The sequence below is a fragment of the Rhodococcus gannanensis genome (assembly GCF_042681175.1).
Classification (GTDB): domain Bacteria; phylum Actinomycetota; class Actinomycetes; order Mycobacteriales; family Mycobacteriaceae; genus Rhodococcus_G; species Rhodococcus_G gannanensis.
Map to the genome: position 1 here is coordinate 593457 of NZ_JBHUFB010000020.1, position 14543 is coordinate 607999.

The 14543-nt window shown below is 69.3% G+C and carries 18 protein-coding genes; 7 read left to right on the forward strand and 11 right to left on the reverse strand.

The genetic code is table 11. The annotated features are described in order from the left end of the window. The 4 genes from ACFSJG_RS23495 to ACFSJG_RS23510 form a co-directional block, all read right to left on the reverse strand. On the reverse strand, nucleotides 1-1005 hold a 1005-nt coding region (locus ACFSJG_RS23495; RefSeq protein WP_378487636.1), incomplete at its 3' end, for a glutamate--cysteine ligase. Nucleotides 1006-1120: 115 nt separating this feature from the next. Continuing rightward, nucleotides 1121-1804 (reverse strand): superoxide dismutase[Cu-Zn], encoded by a 684-nt coding sequence (gene sodC, locus ACFSJG_RS23500; RefSeq protein WP_378487637.1) that lies wholly within the window; start codon nucleotides 1802-1804, stop codon nucleotides 1121-1123. Nucleotides 1805-1913: 109 nt separating this feature from the next. Continuing rightward, nucleotides 1914-2468, reverse strand: coding sequence for a LytR C-terminal domain-containing protein (locus ACFSJG_RS23505; RefSeq protein WP_378487638.1), 555 nt, complete (start codon nucleotides 2466-2468; stop codon nucleotides 1914-1916). Nucleotides 2469-2478: 10 nt separating this feature from the next. After that, nucleotides 2479-2805: a DUF3263 domain-containing protein gene (locus ACFSJG_RS23510; protein WP_007534995.1), complete on the reverse strand. Its 327-nt coding sequence runs from the start codon at nucleotides 2803-2805 to the stop codon at nucleotides 2479-2481. A 257-nt stretch (nucleotides 2806-3062) separates the two neighbouring features. Here ACFSJG_RS23510 and ACFSJG_RS23515 point away from each other — a divergent pair, with 257 nt between their 5' ends. The 3 genes from ACFSJG_RS23515 to ACFSJG_RS23525 all read left to right on the forward strand — a co-directional run bounded on the left by ACFSJG_RS23515 (nucleotide 3063) and on the right by ACFSJG_RS23525 (nucleotide 5874). Then, complete coding sequence (locus ACFSJG_RS23515; protein WP_378487639.1) at nucleotides 3063-3656, forward strand: peptide deformylase; 594 nt, start codon at nucleotides 3063-3065, stop codon at nucleotides 3654-3656. After that, nucleotides 3649-4839, forward strand: a complete 1191-nt coding sequence (locus ACFSJG_RS23520; RefSeq protein WP_465270029.1) for an N-acetylglutamate synthase, CG3035 family — start codon at nucleotides 3649-3651, stop codon at nucleotides 4837-4839. Before ACFSJG_RS23515 ends, ACFSJG_RS23520 begins: the two co-directional genes overlap by 8 nt. A gap of 219 nt (nucleotides 4840-5058) precedes the next feature. Then, nucleotides 5059-5874, forward strand: coding sequence for an exodeoxyribonuclease III (locus tag ACFSJG_RS23525; RefSeq protein WP_378487640.1), 816 nt, complete (start codon nucleotides 5059-5061; stop codon nucleotides 5872-5874). A 7-nt stretch (nucleotides 5875-5881) separates the two neighbouring features. Here the strand turns inward: ACFSJG_RS23525 and ACFSJG_RS23530 are convergent, their stop codons facing one another. Next, a complete protein-coding gene (locus ACFSJG_RS23530; protein ID WP_378487641.1) occupies nucleotides 5882-6283 on the reverse strand; it encodes a (R)-mandelonitrile lyase in 402 nt (133 codons plus the stop codon). Beyond that, a complete protein-coding gene (locus tag ACFSJG_RS23535) occupies nucleotides 6283-7215 on the reverse strand; it encodes a helix-turn-helix transcriptional regulator (RefSeq protein WP_378487642.1) in 933 nt (310 codons plus the stop codon). Before ACFSJG_RS23535 ends, ACFSJG_RS23530 begins: the two co-directional genes overlap by 1 nt. A 185-nt stretch (nucleotides 7216-7400) precedes the next feature. Between ACFSJG_RS23535 and ACFSJG_RS23540 the strand changes: the two genes are divergently transcribed. Next, the gene (locus tag ACFSJG_RS23540; RefSeq protein ID WP_378487643.1) at nucleotides 7401-8294 is read left to right on the forward strand and encodes an aldo/keto reductase; all 894 of its coding nucleotides are present in this window, start codon (nucleotides 7401-7403) and stop codon (nucleotides 8292-8294) included. 34 nt (nucleotides 8295-8328) lie between these two features. After that, nucleotides 8329-9366, forward strand: coding sequence for a zinc-binding dehydrogenase (locus ACFSJG_RS23545; protein ID WP_378487644.1), 1038 nt, complete (start codon nucleotides 8329-8331; stop codon nucleotides 9364-9366). Between the two features lie 9 nt (nucleotides 9367-9375). Here the strand turns inward: ACFSJG_RS23545 and ACFSJG_RS23550 are convergent, their stop codons facing one another. After that, nucleotides 9376-9753 (reverse strand): GNAT family N-acetyltransferase, encoded by a 378-nt coding sequence (locus tag ACFSJG_RS23550; RefSeq protein WP_378487645.1) that lies wholly within the window; start codon nucleotides 9751-9753, stop codon nucleotides 9376-9378. A gap of 104 nt (nucleotides 9754-9857) precedes the next feature. After that, a complete protein-coding gene (locus ACFSJG_RS23555; RefSeq protein ID WP_378487646.1) occupies nucleotides 9858-10196 on the reverse strand; it encodes a GNAT family N-acetyltransferase in 339 nt (112 codons plus the stop codon). Between the two features lie 257 nt (nucleotides 10197-10453). Here ACFSJG_RS23555 and thiC point away from each other — a divergent pair, with 257 nt between their 5' ends. Further along, nucleotides 10454-12088, forward strand: coding sequence for a phosphomethylpyrimidine synthase ThiC (thiC, locus tag ACFSJG_RS23560; protein ID WP_378487647.1), 1635 nt, complete (start codon nucleotides 10454-10456; stop codon nucleotides 12086-12088). An 11-nt stretch (nucleotides 12089-12099) separates the two neighbouring features. Next, nucleotides 12100-12957: a bifunctional hydroxymethylpyrimidine kinase/phosphomethylpyrimidine kinase gene (gene thiD, locus ACFSJG_RS23565; RefSeq protein WP_378487648.1), complete on the forward strand. Its 858-nt coding sequence runs from the start codon at nucleotides 12100-12102 to the stop codon at nucleotides 12955-12957. Nucleotides 12958-12981: 24 nt separating this feature from the next. On the opposite strand, the gene ACFSJG_RS23570 is transcribed toward thiD, so the two are convergent. Genes ACFSJG_RS23570 through ACFSJG_RS23580 form a run of 3 tightly spaced genes read right to left on the reverse strand, consistent with a single transcriptional unit; the run spans nucleotide 12982 to nucleotide 14452 of the window. After that, on the reverse strand, nucleotides 12982-13167 hold the full coding sequence (locus tag ACFSJG_RS23570; protein WP_007535014.1) for a hypothetical protein: 186 nt from the start codon (nucleotides 13165-13167) through the stop codon (nucleotides 12982-12984). A gap of 44 nt (nucleotides 13168-13211) precedes the next feature. Continuing rightward, complete coding sequence (locus ACFSJG_RS23575; protein ID WP_378487649.1) at nucleotides 13212-14036, reverse strand: adenylate/guanylate cyclase domain-containing protein; 825 nt, start codon at nucleotides 14034-14036, stop codon at nucleotides 13212-13214. Between the two features lie 41 nt (nucleotides 14037-14077). Continuing rightward, nucleotides 14078-14452, reverse strand: coding sequence for a DUF4259 domain-containing protein (locus tag ACFSJG_RS23580; protein WP_378487650.1), 375 nt, complete (start codon nucleotides 14450-14452; stop codon nucleotides 14078-14080). Nucleotides 14453-14543 lie beyond the last annotated feature (91 nt).

Genomic DNA, 14543 nt, shown 5'->3' on the forward strand with positions numbered 1-14543 from the left:
GGCGAGTTCGCGCTCGCAGCCGAGGTCGCGCGCGACGGGCGCCAGGTCCTCGAGCAGGTCGTACAGGTCGTCGGTGACGAGACGTTCGTTGCTGTCGGCGTCGAGGATCACCTCGGCGTCCAGCCCGTAGCGCGCCGCTCGCCACTTGTTCTCCTGAACGTGCCACGGCGGCATCCCCGGCAGGTCCAGGCCGGCCTCGAGTCGCCGGTCGAAGTGCACGACCAGGCAGTGGATCAGCGCGACCAGCGCCTCCAACTCGGCCCACGTGGAGACGCCATCGCACACGCGGACCTCGACGGTCCCCCACTTGGGTGCCGGACGGATGTCCCAGTGCAGGGCGCCGAGCCGTTCGATGACACCGGTCTTCATCTGGTCGTGCACGAAACCTTCGAACTGCTGCCAGGTGTCGAACTGGAACGGCAGACCCGCCGTCGGCAACTGCTGGAACATCAGCGCCCGGTTGCTCGCGTAACCGGTGTCGACGCCCGCCCACATCGGCGACGACGCGGACAGTGCCAACAGGTGCGGATACTTCACGAGCAGCGCGTTGATGATCGGGAATACCTTCTCCGCGGAGGAGACGCCGACGTGCACGTGCACACCCCAGATCAGCATCTGGCGGCCCCACCACTGGGTGCGGTTGATCATCTCGTCGTAGTGCGGGTTACGGGTGACCTGCTGCGCCGACCACTGCGCGAACGGGTGGGTGCCGGCGCACATCAGCTCGACGTTCTCCCGCTCGGCGGCCCGCCGCAGCACCGTCATCGTCTCGCGCAGGTCGTCCATCGCCTCGCCGGTGGTGTCGCAGATCCCCGTGACGAGCTCGACGGTGTTGCGCAGGAACTCCTTGTGCAGGCGCGGCTGCTCGCCGTCCGCCAGTTCGTCCGCCGCGGAGAGAACCTGGGCGGCCGTGTTGGACAGGTCGCGGGTGATCGGGTCGATCAGCGCGACCTCCCATTCGACACCGATGGTCGGCCGCGGGGAACCGGCGAAGGGGACTGCCACAGCGAAATCCAACCACAGCACAGACGCCGACGCCGCGACGGGGAACCGGCCTGTGGCCGGTGTCATCGTCGCGGCGTCGCGTGGTGCTTTCGGGTCCGATGAACCCGCGCGGCTGTTACCTGATCACACCGCAGGCGACGCGGGCGCCGGCGTCGCCGGTGTCGAGCGTGGCCTGGTCGGGCGCGGGCGCGTAGCGCGTCGGGATGTTGGCGAAGTTGTCCGCCCCGGCGTGCACGACGATCGCGGTGCCTTCGCTGTGGTTCTGCAGATCCTCGACCGTGAACGCATCGGTGGTCGTGGTCAGGTTCGCGGTGCCGTCCTCACGGACGAACAGCGACGGCAGGTCGCCGCTCGCGGGATGCCCGGTGTGGCCCTCGACCTGCAGGTGCCCGCCCGCGGACGTGAAGTCGCCTTCGCACGCGCCGACCGAGTGGATGTGCAGGCCGTGGAAGCCCGGCTCGAGGCCGTTCGCCGCGACGGTGACGACGACGGTCTCACCGTTGCCGACGAAGGTGGCGGTGCCCGCGGCCTTGCCGTCGGCACCCTTCAGGACGGTGTTGAGACGACTGGTCGCGCCCTCGCCGCCCTCGGAGCCGTGGCCCTCGGAGCCGTGGTCCGCGGGTGCGGCCATTCCGGTCCACACCGCGGGGGTGGTGCCGGGAACGTCGCTGGCCTCCTGATTCGGCGGGCTGCACGCGGTGAGACCCGCGGCCGCGAGAGCAACCATCGGGGCGACGACGCGCAGGGACACGCGGCCAGACCGGGTCGTCTGTGAATCGCGTCGGGTAAGCAAGGCCATCAAACCGCTCCTTCGAGGTGGGCTGGAAGTGCACTGATCATAGCCAGGCGTTCGAACCGACCTGCCGGTGGTCTACGACGGCCCATAGTTGATCGGGTTGTGAGCTGTGCTACGACGAGGTGACGATGACGATCACGCCGGGCGACGCCGAGGCGATGCCGGAGAACCGCTGCTCGGCGGTGATCCCGAGCTCCGCGGCGATCTCCTGCGCGGCCTTCTTCTCCGTGGCGGACGTCGCGGAGTAGTAGACGGTCGTCTTCGGGACGTTGCCGGTGTTGTAGTTGCCGGTCTCCGCGATCGTCCACCCGTCGGCCTCGAGGGTGCTCGCGGTCTCCGCGGCCAGCCCGCTGATGGTGCTGTTGTTGAACACCCGCACCGCGACCGACGAGCGGTCGACGTCAGTGGCGGACGCCCCCTGCGCGGACAGCGAGGCGGTGGTCGCGGGAGCCGGCGTCGTGGTCGTGGGACGTGTCGAGGCACCGGGCGCGTTGGGGGCCGCCGTCACGGGAGCCACGCTGGGCACGACGTCGGCGGCCTGGGAGTCTGACCCCGAACCGGAGAGACTCATCGCGCCGATTCCGGCGAACGCGATCGCCAGGGCGATCAGGACCATCGCGAGAGCGCGGAGCGGGGGTCCCGACGGTGCCTGTTGCGGGGTACTCACGGCGTCGACCTTACGTGACGTCGAATCCGAGGCGCCTCGCCGCGCGCGCCTTCTGCCTGCTCGCGCGCAGGCGACGCAGCCGCTTGACGAGCATGGGGTCTGCGGCGAGCGCCTCCGGCCGGTCCACGAGGGCGTTGAGCACCTGGTAGTAGCGGGTGGCCGACATCTGGAACAGTTCCTTGATGGCGTCTTCCTTCGCGCCCGCGTACTTCCACCACTGGCGTTCGAAGGACAGGATGTCGTGGTCGCGACGGGTGAGTCCGTCCGCGCCGACCTCGTCGACGTCCTGCTGGTCGGTGGGCTGCGAATTCCGGCTACGCGCGACTGCGCCGTCCATCTCACTCCTCAACGTCGAGCACCCGCCCCGAGCCCGGCCGGGTCTGCCGCTCCCGTCGCCCTGACCGGCACAACCGTCCGGGACGAACGAATTACAACCCTGTACTTCCGCATCATTGAACCACGGGGACCACCCGCGGTCAGGGTTCCGGTCGGGCGCGTCGCAGGTGTAATACACAACGCAGTCGGCGGACGCCGGAGCCGTCTCGACCACGACCGGTCCCCGATGGGCCCATCGGCCACCACTATTCTTGCCGCATGGCAATTCTTCCGATCGTGATCGTGGGCGACCCGGTACTGCACCAGCCGACGCAACCGGTGACGCAGCCCCTGTCCGAGGTCGCCGAACTCGTCGGCGACATGTACGACACGATGGACGCCGCGAACGGTGTCGGCCTCGCCGGCAATCAGGTCGGCGTGGCGCTGCGCCTGTTCGTCTACGACTGCCCGGACTACGACGCCGATCCGAAGAACGGCACCCGCCGACGCGGCGAGGTGATCAACCCGGTGCTCGAGACGTCCGAGATCCCGGAAACCATGCCCGACCCCGACGACGACGAGGAGGGCTGCCTGTCCGTGCCGGGCGAGCAGTTCCCGACCGGACGCGCGAACTGGGCGAAGGTCACCGGCGTCGACCTGAACGGCGACCCCGTCTCGATCGAGGGAACGGGCTTCTTCGCCCGGATGCTGCAGCACGAGGTAGGCCACCTCGACGGCTTCCTCTACACCGACGTGTTGATCGGTCGGCACAAGCGGGCCGCGAAGAAGGCGATCAAGCGGTCCGGCTGGGGCGTCCCCGGCCTGAACTGGACCCCCGGCACCGTCGAGGACCCGTTCGGTCACGATGACTGATGCCCCGTCGCCGGGCGGCAGGCACCACCGGCGTCGACGCGACACCACTGCCGAGACGGCAGCGCTGTGGACAACGATCGTGGGCATGACCCCGGTCGTCACCGAGGATGCGAGCCCGATCGTCGCCGAGGCCGACACTCGGGAGGTGCCGGCGGACACGGTCCGGACCACCGCGGGCACGGCCCCGAGCGCAGCCACGACCACGTCCCCGAGCGCCGCCGCGAGCACTCCTCCGGCGCCGCGGCCGGGCAGTCGCGTCGTCATGCGGTACAAGCTGCCGCCGGGCTACCCGCAGCCCCTCACCGACATCATCGGTGAACTCGTCAGCGTGTCGCCGGTGGTTGTGGTCCGGGCCCAGGACGGCCGGGTGGTTCAGGTGGCTCCGGACCAGGTCGTCGCCCTCAAGGGCCTCGGCGCCCGCCCGGTCGCGACCCGGGAGATCCGCGCGCTCGAACTCGCCGCGGCGGACGGCTGGCCCGGCACCGAGCAGGCGTGGATCAACGGCTGGCTGGTCCGGTCGGCCGACGGGTTCACCCGCCGCGCAAACGCGGCCGCACCCCTCGGGAACGCACAGCGTCTCGGTGACCTGCACTCGGGCGACACCCTGGATCGCCTGCGGGCCTGGTTCGCCGACCGCGGCCGGTCGCTGACGTTGCTGCTGCCGGATCGGCTCGGCGCCGCGCCCGCGGGGTGGTCCTGCTCCCCCGAGGTGCAGGTGATGGCCGCGGACATCGCGAACCTGACGCTTCCCGACGGGGAGTCGATGGTGACGGTGACCGACGAACCGGAACCGCAGTGGCTCTCGACGTACCACTACCGGGGTGCGCCGCTTCCCGACTCCGCCACGTCGGTGCTCACCGCGGTGAGCGAGGGGCAGGTCGCGTTCGGTGCGCTCGGCGGCCCCGAGACCGGCGTCCTCGCGATCGCGCGTGCGGCGGTGACGGAGGCCCCGGACGGCAGGCGCTGGGTGGGGCTGAGCGCCGTCGAGGTGGCGCCGCCGCACCGGCGCCGCGGGCTCGGGATGCTGATCTGCGCGGAGATGATCCGCTGGGGCCGCGACCGCGGGGCCACGCACACGTACGTCCAGGTCGAGGCAGACAACGACGGCGCGATCGCCCTGTACCGAACCCTCGGCCTCGTCGACCACCACCGCTACCGCTACGCCACCGCCCCCACCGGCTGACGGCGAGACGCCCGCCACCCCCCATTGGCTGAAAGCCGCCTTCAGCTCCTCAGACCGAATGAAAGCCACCTTCAGCCGCAAGTACACCCCGCACCCCGACTGGCTGAAGGCCGCGTTCAGCTCGTCAGACCGAACGAAAGCCACGTTCAGCCCGTGACCGGGGCGGCGCAGGCGGGGCGGGTGTCCGGGATTGTCGGGGCGCCGCACTACGCTGCGGGCATGCGATTGGCGACATGGAACGTGAACTCCGTCCGGGCCCGGACGGACCGGATCGTGGACTGGCTGGTCCGCACCGACACGGATGTGCTCGCCATGCAGGAGACCAAGTGCCGGGACGACCAGTTCCCGACCGAGCGGTTCACCGAGCTCGGCTACGAGGTGGCGCACATCGGACTGAGCCAGTGGAACGGTGTTGCCGTCGTGTCCCGGGTCGGGCTCGACGACGTGCAGGTCGGTTTCGAGGGCCAGCCCGGCTTCGCGAAGCAGGTGCCCGACAGCCTCGACGTCGCGACGCCGGTCGTGGAGGCCCGCGCGATCGGCGCGACGTGCGGCGGGGTGCGGGTGTGGAGCCTGTACGTGCCGAACGGCCGCGAGCTGACGGACCCGCACTACGCGTACAAGCTGGAGTGGCTGGCGACGCTCCGGGACGACGCCGCGAAGTGGCTGGCCGACGACCCGAACGCACAGGTCGCGCTGGTCGGCGACTGGAACGTCGCGCCGACGGACGAGGATGTGTGGGACCCGTCGTTGTTCGAGGGCAAGACGCACACCTCGCAGCCGGAGCGAGACGCGTTCGCCGCGTTCGAGGAGATCGGCTTCTCGGAGGTGACGCGGCCGCACACCCCCGGACCGGGCACCTACACGTACTGGGACTACACGCAGCTGCGGTTCCCGAAGCGGCAGGGCATGCGGATCGACTTCCAGTACGCCTCGCCTGCGCTCGCCGCCCGGGTCACCGGCGCGTCGATCGACCGTGAGGAGCGGAAGGGCAAGGGCGCGAGCGATCACGCACCGGTGATCGTCGACCTCGACTGACGGACGGCTACCGGGCCGAGTACTCGGCGTCGGTAACGTGCTCGAGCCAGGTCGTGGTGGTCGCCGGATCGTCCGCGTTCTCGAGCATCGCGAGGTGCTCCATGAAGTCGTCCGGCGTGGCACCGTGCCAGTGTTCCTCCCCGGGCGGGCAGTACACCGTCTCACCGGGGCGCACCTGCACCACGGCACCGCCGCGGGACTGGACGAGCGCGACGCCGGATGTCACGTGCAGTGTCTGACCGCGGGCGTGCGAGTGCCAGGCGGTGCGGGCGCCGGGTGCGAAGCGGACGCGCGCCACCACCATGCGCTGGCCGGCGTCCTGGGGTGTGGCGATCGGATCGACCCAGACGTCGCCGGTGAACTGCTCCGGCGGATTCTTCGTGGTCGCGGGTTTCGACAGCTTCTGCATCAATTGGCCTTTCGTGGTTCGGCGGCCTGAGCGGAATCCCGTTCGGATTCTCGCGGCACGAGCGTCGTGGCCGCCCATGTGGCCAGAAGGGTGAGCCCCTCCTCCGACGGCGATCCGGGCACGGCGGTGTAGACGTTCAGCTGGAGACCGGGATCGGACGGCAGTTCGAGCGCCTCGAAGTCGAGTTCCAGTCGCCCGACAACCGGGTGGTGGAACACCTTGGTCCCGGTCCGATGGAGATGCACGTCGTGCGAGGCCCACATCCGACGGAATTCCTCGCTGCGTGTGGACAATTCACCCACCAACTCGATGAGGTCACGGTCGTGGGGGTTGCGCCCCGCCTCCGATCGCAGGATGGCGACGGCGTCGTGCGCGATCTTCGCCGCCCGGTCACCCCAGAACGACTGGGACGCAGTGGGATCCAGGAAGTGGAAGCGTGCCGTGTTCAGGGGCCGCTTCCCGATGTACTCGGGTGAGTCGTACATCGGTGAGTACAGGGCCCGGCCGAGCAGATTCGTGCCGAGAACGTCGAGACGACCGTTGCGCACCACCGCAGGCGCACTGGTCATGGAATCGAGGATGCGCTGCACGACCGGACGTACGGTCGCACGGGTGGCACGACGGGCCCGGGAGCGCGCTGCTCCGCTCGCGTTCACTGACCGTGCCAGATCGAACAGGTGGGCACGTTCGGCTTCGTCGAGTTGCAGCGCGTCGGCGAGCGCTTCGAGTACCGATTCGGACACGCCACGAAGATTGCCCCGTTCCAGGCGGGTGTAGTAGTCGACGCTCACTCCGGCGAGCATGGCGACCTCTTCACGCCGCAGGCCCGGGACTCGCCGGTTGCCGCCGTACGCGGGCAGGCCGGCCTTGTCGGGGGTGATCCGGGCGCGGCGCGAGGCGAGGAACTCACTCGTTTCGGCCTTCAGATCCATGACTTCGACGGTACGACCGGGCGGTGTCCGATGGGAGGTTCTGGCGTTACCGGGCGCGCCGGCCACTCCCGCAGCAACCACTCCGGTGGTCGGGTGGAACTCGGCGACGGCACCCGTCGAGCTATGACGAACGGGGTACCGGCAGACCCTCCCCCGGCCGATTCTTCGCTCCTAGCGTGAAAGGCATGACCGTGAACCCGCTTCCGAATCTGACGCTGAACAACGGTGTCACGCTTCCCGCTCTCGGCTTCGGCGTCTTCCAGACTCCGCCGGACGAGACGATCGCCGCCGTCGAGACGGCACTGCACACCGGCTACCGGCACATCGACACCGCCGCGGCCTACGGCAACGAACGAGAGGTCGGCGAGGCGATCCGGCGGTCCGGACTCGACCGCGCCGACATCTTCGTGGAGACGAAGGTGTGGATCAGCGACTACGGCTACGACGCGACACTGCACGCCTTCGAGAAGAGTGTCGGCAAGCTGGGCGTCGAGCAACTGGACCTGCTGATCCTGCACCAGCCACTCCCCACCCGCTTCGATCTGACCGTCGAGGCGTACCGGGCGCTGGAGACGTTGCTGGCCGACGGGAAGGTTCGTGCGATCGGTGTCAGCAACTTCATGCCCGACCACCTGACGAAGCTCCTCGAATCGGCGTCCGTCGTTCCCGCTGTGAACCAGGTCGAGGTGCATCCCTACTTCCGCCAGTCCGGTGTGATCGCTGCGGACGACGAGCACGGCATCCTGACGCAGGCGTGGTCACCGATCGGCGGGATCACGTTCTATCGCGACGGCTACCGCGGCAGCACCCTCGACGATCCGACCATCGTCACGATCGCTCGGAAGCACGACGCGACCGCCGCGCAGGTGATGTTGCGGTGGCATCTGCAGCAGGGTCGGTCGGCGATTCCGAAGTCGGTCACCCCGCACCGTATTGCGGAGAACTTCGCCGTCACCGGCTTCGAACTCGACGAGTCGGACCTGGCGGCAGTCGACGCACTCGACACCGGCGTCCGCGGCGGCCCGGAACCCGTCGACCTGACACTCGAGCGGTTCGGCATCGCCATCCCCGAAGCCTGAACCGTTCCCGTTCACCCCGAAGGAAACATCCCTCATGCGAGCAACATTCATGTACGGCGCCGGAGACGTGCGAGTCGAGGACGTCGCCGATCCAGTGATCCTCGAGCCGACCGATGCGATCGTGCGCGTCACGCTGGCCTGCGTCTGCGGGTCCGACCTCCACCCGTACCACTCGATGCCCGCGAGCAGCACTGGTACGCCGATGGGACACGAGTTCATCGGGGTTGTCGAGGAGGTCGGCTCGGCGGTCACGAACCTGAACCCCGGCGACCTGGTGATCTCCCCGTTCGCCTATGCCGACAACACCTGCCCGTTCTGCCGGGAGGGCTTCCACACCGCGTGCCCGCACGGCGGTTTCTACGCCGCCGCCGGGGTCGGCGGAGCGCAGGCGGAACGGATCCGTGTCCCGCAGGCCGCCGGGACCCTCGTCACCATCCCGTCCGACGTCGACGAGAAGCTCCTGCCGTCGCTGCTCACCCTGTCCGACGTCTACCTCACCGGGTACCACGCGGCGCACATGGGCCGGGTCGCGCCGGGAAAGACGGTGACCGTCATCGGCGACGGCGCGGTCGGCCTGTCCGCCGTGCTGTCGGCGAAGCAACTCGGCGCGGAGCGAATCATCCTCATGGGCCGGCACACCACACGCACCGACCTCGGTCGGAAGTTCGGTGCCACCGACGTGGTGTCCGCGCGCGGTGCCGACGGTGTCGCGCACGTGCTCGACCTGACCGGCGGAGACGGCACCCACGTCGTCCTCGAGGCCGTCGGCCACATGCCCGCCTACGAGCAGGCCTATGGCGTCGTCCGATCGGGCGGCGTGATCTCCCGCGTCGGAGTCCCGCAGTACGAGGAGGCACCGGTCGGCTTCGGGTCCCTGTTCGGCAGGAACATCACTCTCAACGGCGGCCCCGCCCCGGTCCGCGCGTACATCGAGGCCGCGATCCCGCAGGTGCTCGGCGGGGAGATCGACCCGGGTCAGGTCTTCGACGCCGAGACCTCCCTCGACGACGTCGCCGAGGCGTACCGACTGATGGATACCCGTGAGGCACTGAAGGTGATCGTGCGTCCGTGACGTTCCGCGTCAGCTCGGGTCGTCGTCGATCAGCGCGAGGTACTCGGTGTGGGTGCCGAGGTAGCGCCGCACGTACGTACACACCGGGTGCAGTCGCCAGCCGCGGACCCGGCACTCCTCGAGGACCTCGTGGACGAGGACGGCGGCCCAGCCGCGGTCGCCGTACTCCTCCTTGACGACGGTGTGCATCAGTGCAACAGCGGTGCCGGGCTCCGGGGGCGCGTCGATGCCGTCGAGTCGGCGGTAGCCGAGGATGCCGACCAGTTCGTCCCCGACCCACAGGTCGAATCTCGAGTGCGCGGGGTTGTCGTCCACCTGGGCCAATGTCGGATCGGCGCGCACGACAGTCGTCTGCGCCGCCTCCGGTTCGTGGCTCCGTCTGAACATGTCGTCCATGCAATCAGCACCGCAGACCGCGCGCGCCTCCTGCGACAAGTTGTCGCCCATCCTTCGTCGAATCGTGGCCGAATCGCCGCCGTCGGTTCGGCGGGTCAGACGGGCACCAGCATGTCGCGGTACTCCGGGTTCGCGGTGACGAAGCGCTGCAGATAGGTGCACACGGGCCGCACCTTCCAGCCGTTCTCGCGGGCGGTGTCGAGCGCGCGCCCCGCCATGAGGGCCGCGAGTCCGCGATGCCCGAAGTCCTCGGTGATCACGGTGTGCAGGAAGGACACGATCGGCGCACCCGAGCGCTTCGACCGGACGGCTCCGCCGTTCGTCTCCATGTCCCAGTAGCCGAGGATGCCCACCAGGTCGCCGTTGAGCCGGAGTTCGAAACGGCTCTGAGCTGCATTGTTGGTCACTTCTACGGTCGCCTTGTCCGTGAACATCCCCTGATACTCCCTACCCCACCCGTGACTCAAATGTGACCTACGCCACTATAGGCGAGACTGGTTCGTGCGGACAGTGAACGACCGAATCCGGGCGCATGATTCGGACCTCGGCGGCCGTGCCCTAGAGTCGGCGAGGACAACTACACACCACGGGGGCTCGCACCAGCGGGCTGAGATGACGGCTAGCCCGACAGGGCGCTCAGGGCCGTCGACCGTCTGAACCTGACCGGGTAATGCCGGCGTAGGGAGCATTCATGAGGGACACCTCTGTCGTCACGTCCGTCACCACCGGACCGATCGAGGGCAGCAGCAAGCAGTACGTCGACACCGACGGGGTGCGGGTGCCGGTCCGGCGCGTGCACCTGAGCACCGGCGACCATCTGGACCTGTACGACACCTCGGGCCCGTACACCGACACCGACGCCGCCATCGACCTCGAGGCCGGACTGCCGCGAACCCGCGCCGCGTGGCCGCGGCCGAACGGCGCCACCACCCAGCTCGGCTGGGCGCGCGCGGGAGTTGTCACCACCGAGATGCGCTGGTGCGCAGCCCGCGAAGGCGTTTCACCGCAGGTGGTGCTGGAGGAGGTCGCCGCCGGGCGCGCCGTCATCCCCGCCAACCGCAATCATCCGGAACTCGAGCCGATGGTGATCGGCAAGCGGTTCGCCGTGAAGATCAACGCGAACATCGGCAACTCCGCGGTCACCTCGTCCATCGCCGAGGAGGTCGAGAAGATGGTGTGGGCGACGCGGTGGGGCGCCGACACCATCATGGACCTGTCCACCGGGCGGAACATCCACGAGACACGGGAGTGGATCCTGCGCAACTCCCCCGTCCCCGTCGGCACCGTTCCGATCTACCAGGCACTCGAGAAGGTCGGCGGCGACCCGACGAAGCTGACGTGGGAGTTGTACCGCGACACCGTGATCGAACAGTGCGAGCAGGGCGTCGACTACATGACGGTGCACGCCGGCGTGCTGTTGCGGTACGTGCCGCTGGCGGCCAAGCGCGTCACCGGGATCGTCTCGCGCGGCGGCTCGATCATGGCGGCCTGGTGCCTGGCGCATCACCGGGAGTCGTTCCTGTACACGAACTTCGACGAACTCTGCGAGATCCTCGCACGCTACGACGTGACCTTCTCGCTCGGTGACGGACTCCGTCCCGGTTCCATCGCGGACGCCAACGACGAGGCCCAGTTCGCAGAGTTGCGCACCCTCGGCGAGCTCACGAAGGTCGCGAAATCGCATGGCGTGCAGGTGATGATCGAGGGACCCGGCCACGTCCCGCTGCACAAGATCGTGGAGAACGTCCGGCTCGAGGAGGAGCTGTGCGAGGAGGCGCCGTTCTACACTCTCGGGCCGCTCGCCACCGACATCGCGCCCGCCTACGACCACATCACCTCGGCCATCGGCGCGGCGATGATCGCCCAGGCCGGGACCGCGATGCTCTGCTACGTCACTCCGAAGGAACACCTGGGCCTGCCCAACCGGGACGACGTGAAAGTCGGCGTCGTCACCTACAAGATCGCCGCGCACGCCGCCGACCTGGCGAAGGGACATCCGCGCGCACAGGAACGCGACGACGCGCTGTCCACCGCACGGTTCGAGTTCCGGTGGCGCGACCAGTTCGCCCTCGCACTCGACCCCGACACCGCCCGCGAGTACCACGACGAGACGATGCCCGCCGAGCCCGCGAAGACCGCACACTTCTGTTCGATGTGCGGTCCCAAGTTCTGTTCCATGCGCATCTCGGCGGACGTGCGCGCCTACGCGGAGGAGCACGGCCTGACCGATGCCGCCGCCGCCGAGGCGGGCATGTCAGCGAAGTCCGAGGAGTTCACCCGTACCGGCGCACAGGTGTACCTGCCTGTCGTTCCGGCCGATCGATAGGCTGTCCTGCTGTGAAGCTGTTGCCCCTGACCCCAGACGGTCAGACCCCCGTTCGCGTCCTCACCATCGCAGGCACCGACTCCGGTGGCGGCGCGGGCATCCAGGCCGATTCCCGCACGATGGCGATGCTCGGCGTCCACGCCTGCGTCGCCGTCGCCGCGGTGACGGTGCAGAACTCGGTGGGTGTCACGGGGTTTCACGAGATTCCGCCGGAGATCGTCGCGGCGCAGGTGCGCAGCGTCGTCGGCGACATCGGGGTGACCGGCGCGAAGACGGGCATGCTCGCGTCGACGGCGATCATCGAGTCCGTGGCCGCGGTGTGCACCGAGGTCGGGATCGGACGGGACCGGCCGGTGCCGCTGGTGGTGGACCCGGTGTGTGCCTCGATGCACGGCGATCCGCTGTTGCACGCGGAGGCGCTCGACGCGGTACGCAACACCCTCATCCCGATCGCGTCGCTGGTCACGCCGAACCTCGACGAGGTTCGGTTGATCACGGGGATCGACGTCGTCGACGACGCGTCCGCGCGGCGAGCGGCGGAGGCGTTGCACGCGCTCGGCGCACAGTGGTCGCTGGTGAAGGGCGGGCACCTGCGCACGTCGACGGCGTCCACAGACCTGCTCTTCGACGGTGACACGTTCCACGAGTTCACCAGCCCGCGCATCGACACCGGCAACGATCACGGCGGCGGCGACACGCTGGCCGCGTCGATCGCGTCCGCGCTCGCGCACGGCCTGTCGATGCCCGAGGCGGTCGCGTTCGGCAAGGAGTGGGTCACCCGGTGCCTCGCGGCCTCGTACGATCTCGGCTCCGGGCACGGGCCGGTGTCGCCGCTCTGGCGTCTGCACGAGCCGACGCCCGAGGACTGACCGGTCGGTCCGGCCCGCGTCGGCTCAGTGTGAGTAGTCCCTGAAGGTCATCACGAATCCGACCGCGACCACGGCTGCCGCCACGACGTACACAGCGATCCGGAACCAGTAGGCCCCGAACGCGTAGTAGTTCACGGCGAAGGCACCGAACATCGCAGCCAGGATCAGGACGATCCCGTAGAACGGTGTGCGCTGTTCCCGATCAACCATGTCTCCAGTGTCCGCGCCCACCCGCACGGGTGGCAATGCCCGGTTCACATCCGTTCGATGGTGTACATCTGCAGTCCGTCCGGCACGCCTCGGGGTGCGGCGGCGAAGAGTCCGCGGCGATACGGATGGATGCGATAGCCCAGTTCGGAGAGGCGGTCGCGGCCGAGGGCGTCGAGGGTCGCCGAGGACACCATCGCCTTGCCGTCGCCGCCGGCCTGCATGACGCGTGCGGCGACGTTGACGTCGACTCCCAGCCAGTCGCCGCCGACCTGCCGCGGGACGCCGGTGTGCACGCCGACCCGCATCCGCTGCCTGCGTCCGGCGCAGTCGACGAGCTCGAGTGCGTCCCGGGCCGCGAACGCCGCGTCGAGCGCACGGTCGGGGCGCGGGAACACGGCCATCATGCCGTCGCCCATACGTTTGACGACCTGTCCGCCGTACTCGGTGACAGGGGGTTCGATCGCCTTCGCCACGGCCCGGAGCAGCTCGACGGCGGCTTCGTCGCCTGCCGCGAGCGCGAAGTCCGAGAAACCGACGAGGTCGGTGAAGACGAGTGTCATCTCGCGGGTGCCGCGGCCCCGTCCCGTGCGTTCGAGCAACGCCTGCCACACCTGCAGCGCCCCGAGTCCCACCTCGCGTGACGCCCCGGGGCGATCGTCGAGCAGCCTGTCGGCGACGCGGGCCACCGCTCGCGCGCCGCCGGGACCCGCAGTCGAGAGGGGATCCCCGAAGCTCGGGTCCCCGGGCAGGGCACGCCGAACCCGCCGCACCGCGTCGACGACGCCCGGCGCACTGTCGAGGGCACGCACCCGGTCCAGGGCGGACGCGACGCGGCCGCGACCGTCACCGTCGTCGGGTTGCTCGATCATCAACAGAGTGTAACCATCGGTCACACACAGTCGCCTCAGTGTCAGGCGCGCTCACGCTCGGCGGCGACGGCAAGGGCCCGCTCGAAGGTCCGGACGAGCACCGCCCGGCGCTCGACCTTGTGACCGTCGGCCGGCTCGAGCTGGTCGATGTAGCCGTCCCACACGCGCAGGTACCGGTCCCGCCAGTCGACCAGCACCGTCGCCGGAGGGAAGGTCGCACCGACACGCCCGCTCTCGGCGATCTCGGTGAGGATCTCGAGCCAGGCCGGCACCATCTCCCCACCCCATTCGTCCGGTTCGAGACGAGAGTCTTCCTCGAACTCGGCGGTGATGTCGTCGACGATGCGGCCGGTCAGCTCACCCAACCCGTCCGCGACGGTGTCGCTGTCGAAGTTGCCTGGTCCCCAGACGCCCACGAATGTCCTCTCCGGTCGTGCCGGTCGCCGGACCCTCCGGCGTGACGAACGGGGTCGGGGGGGGGCGTCGGCACGTACCGACGGCGTCGCC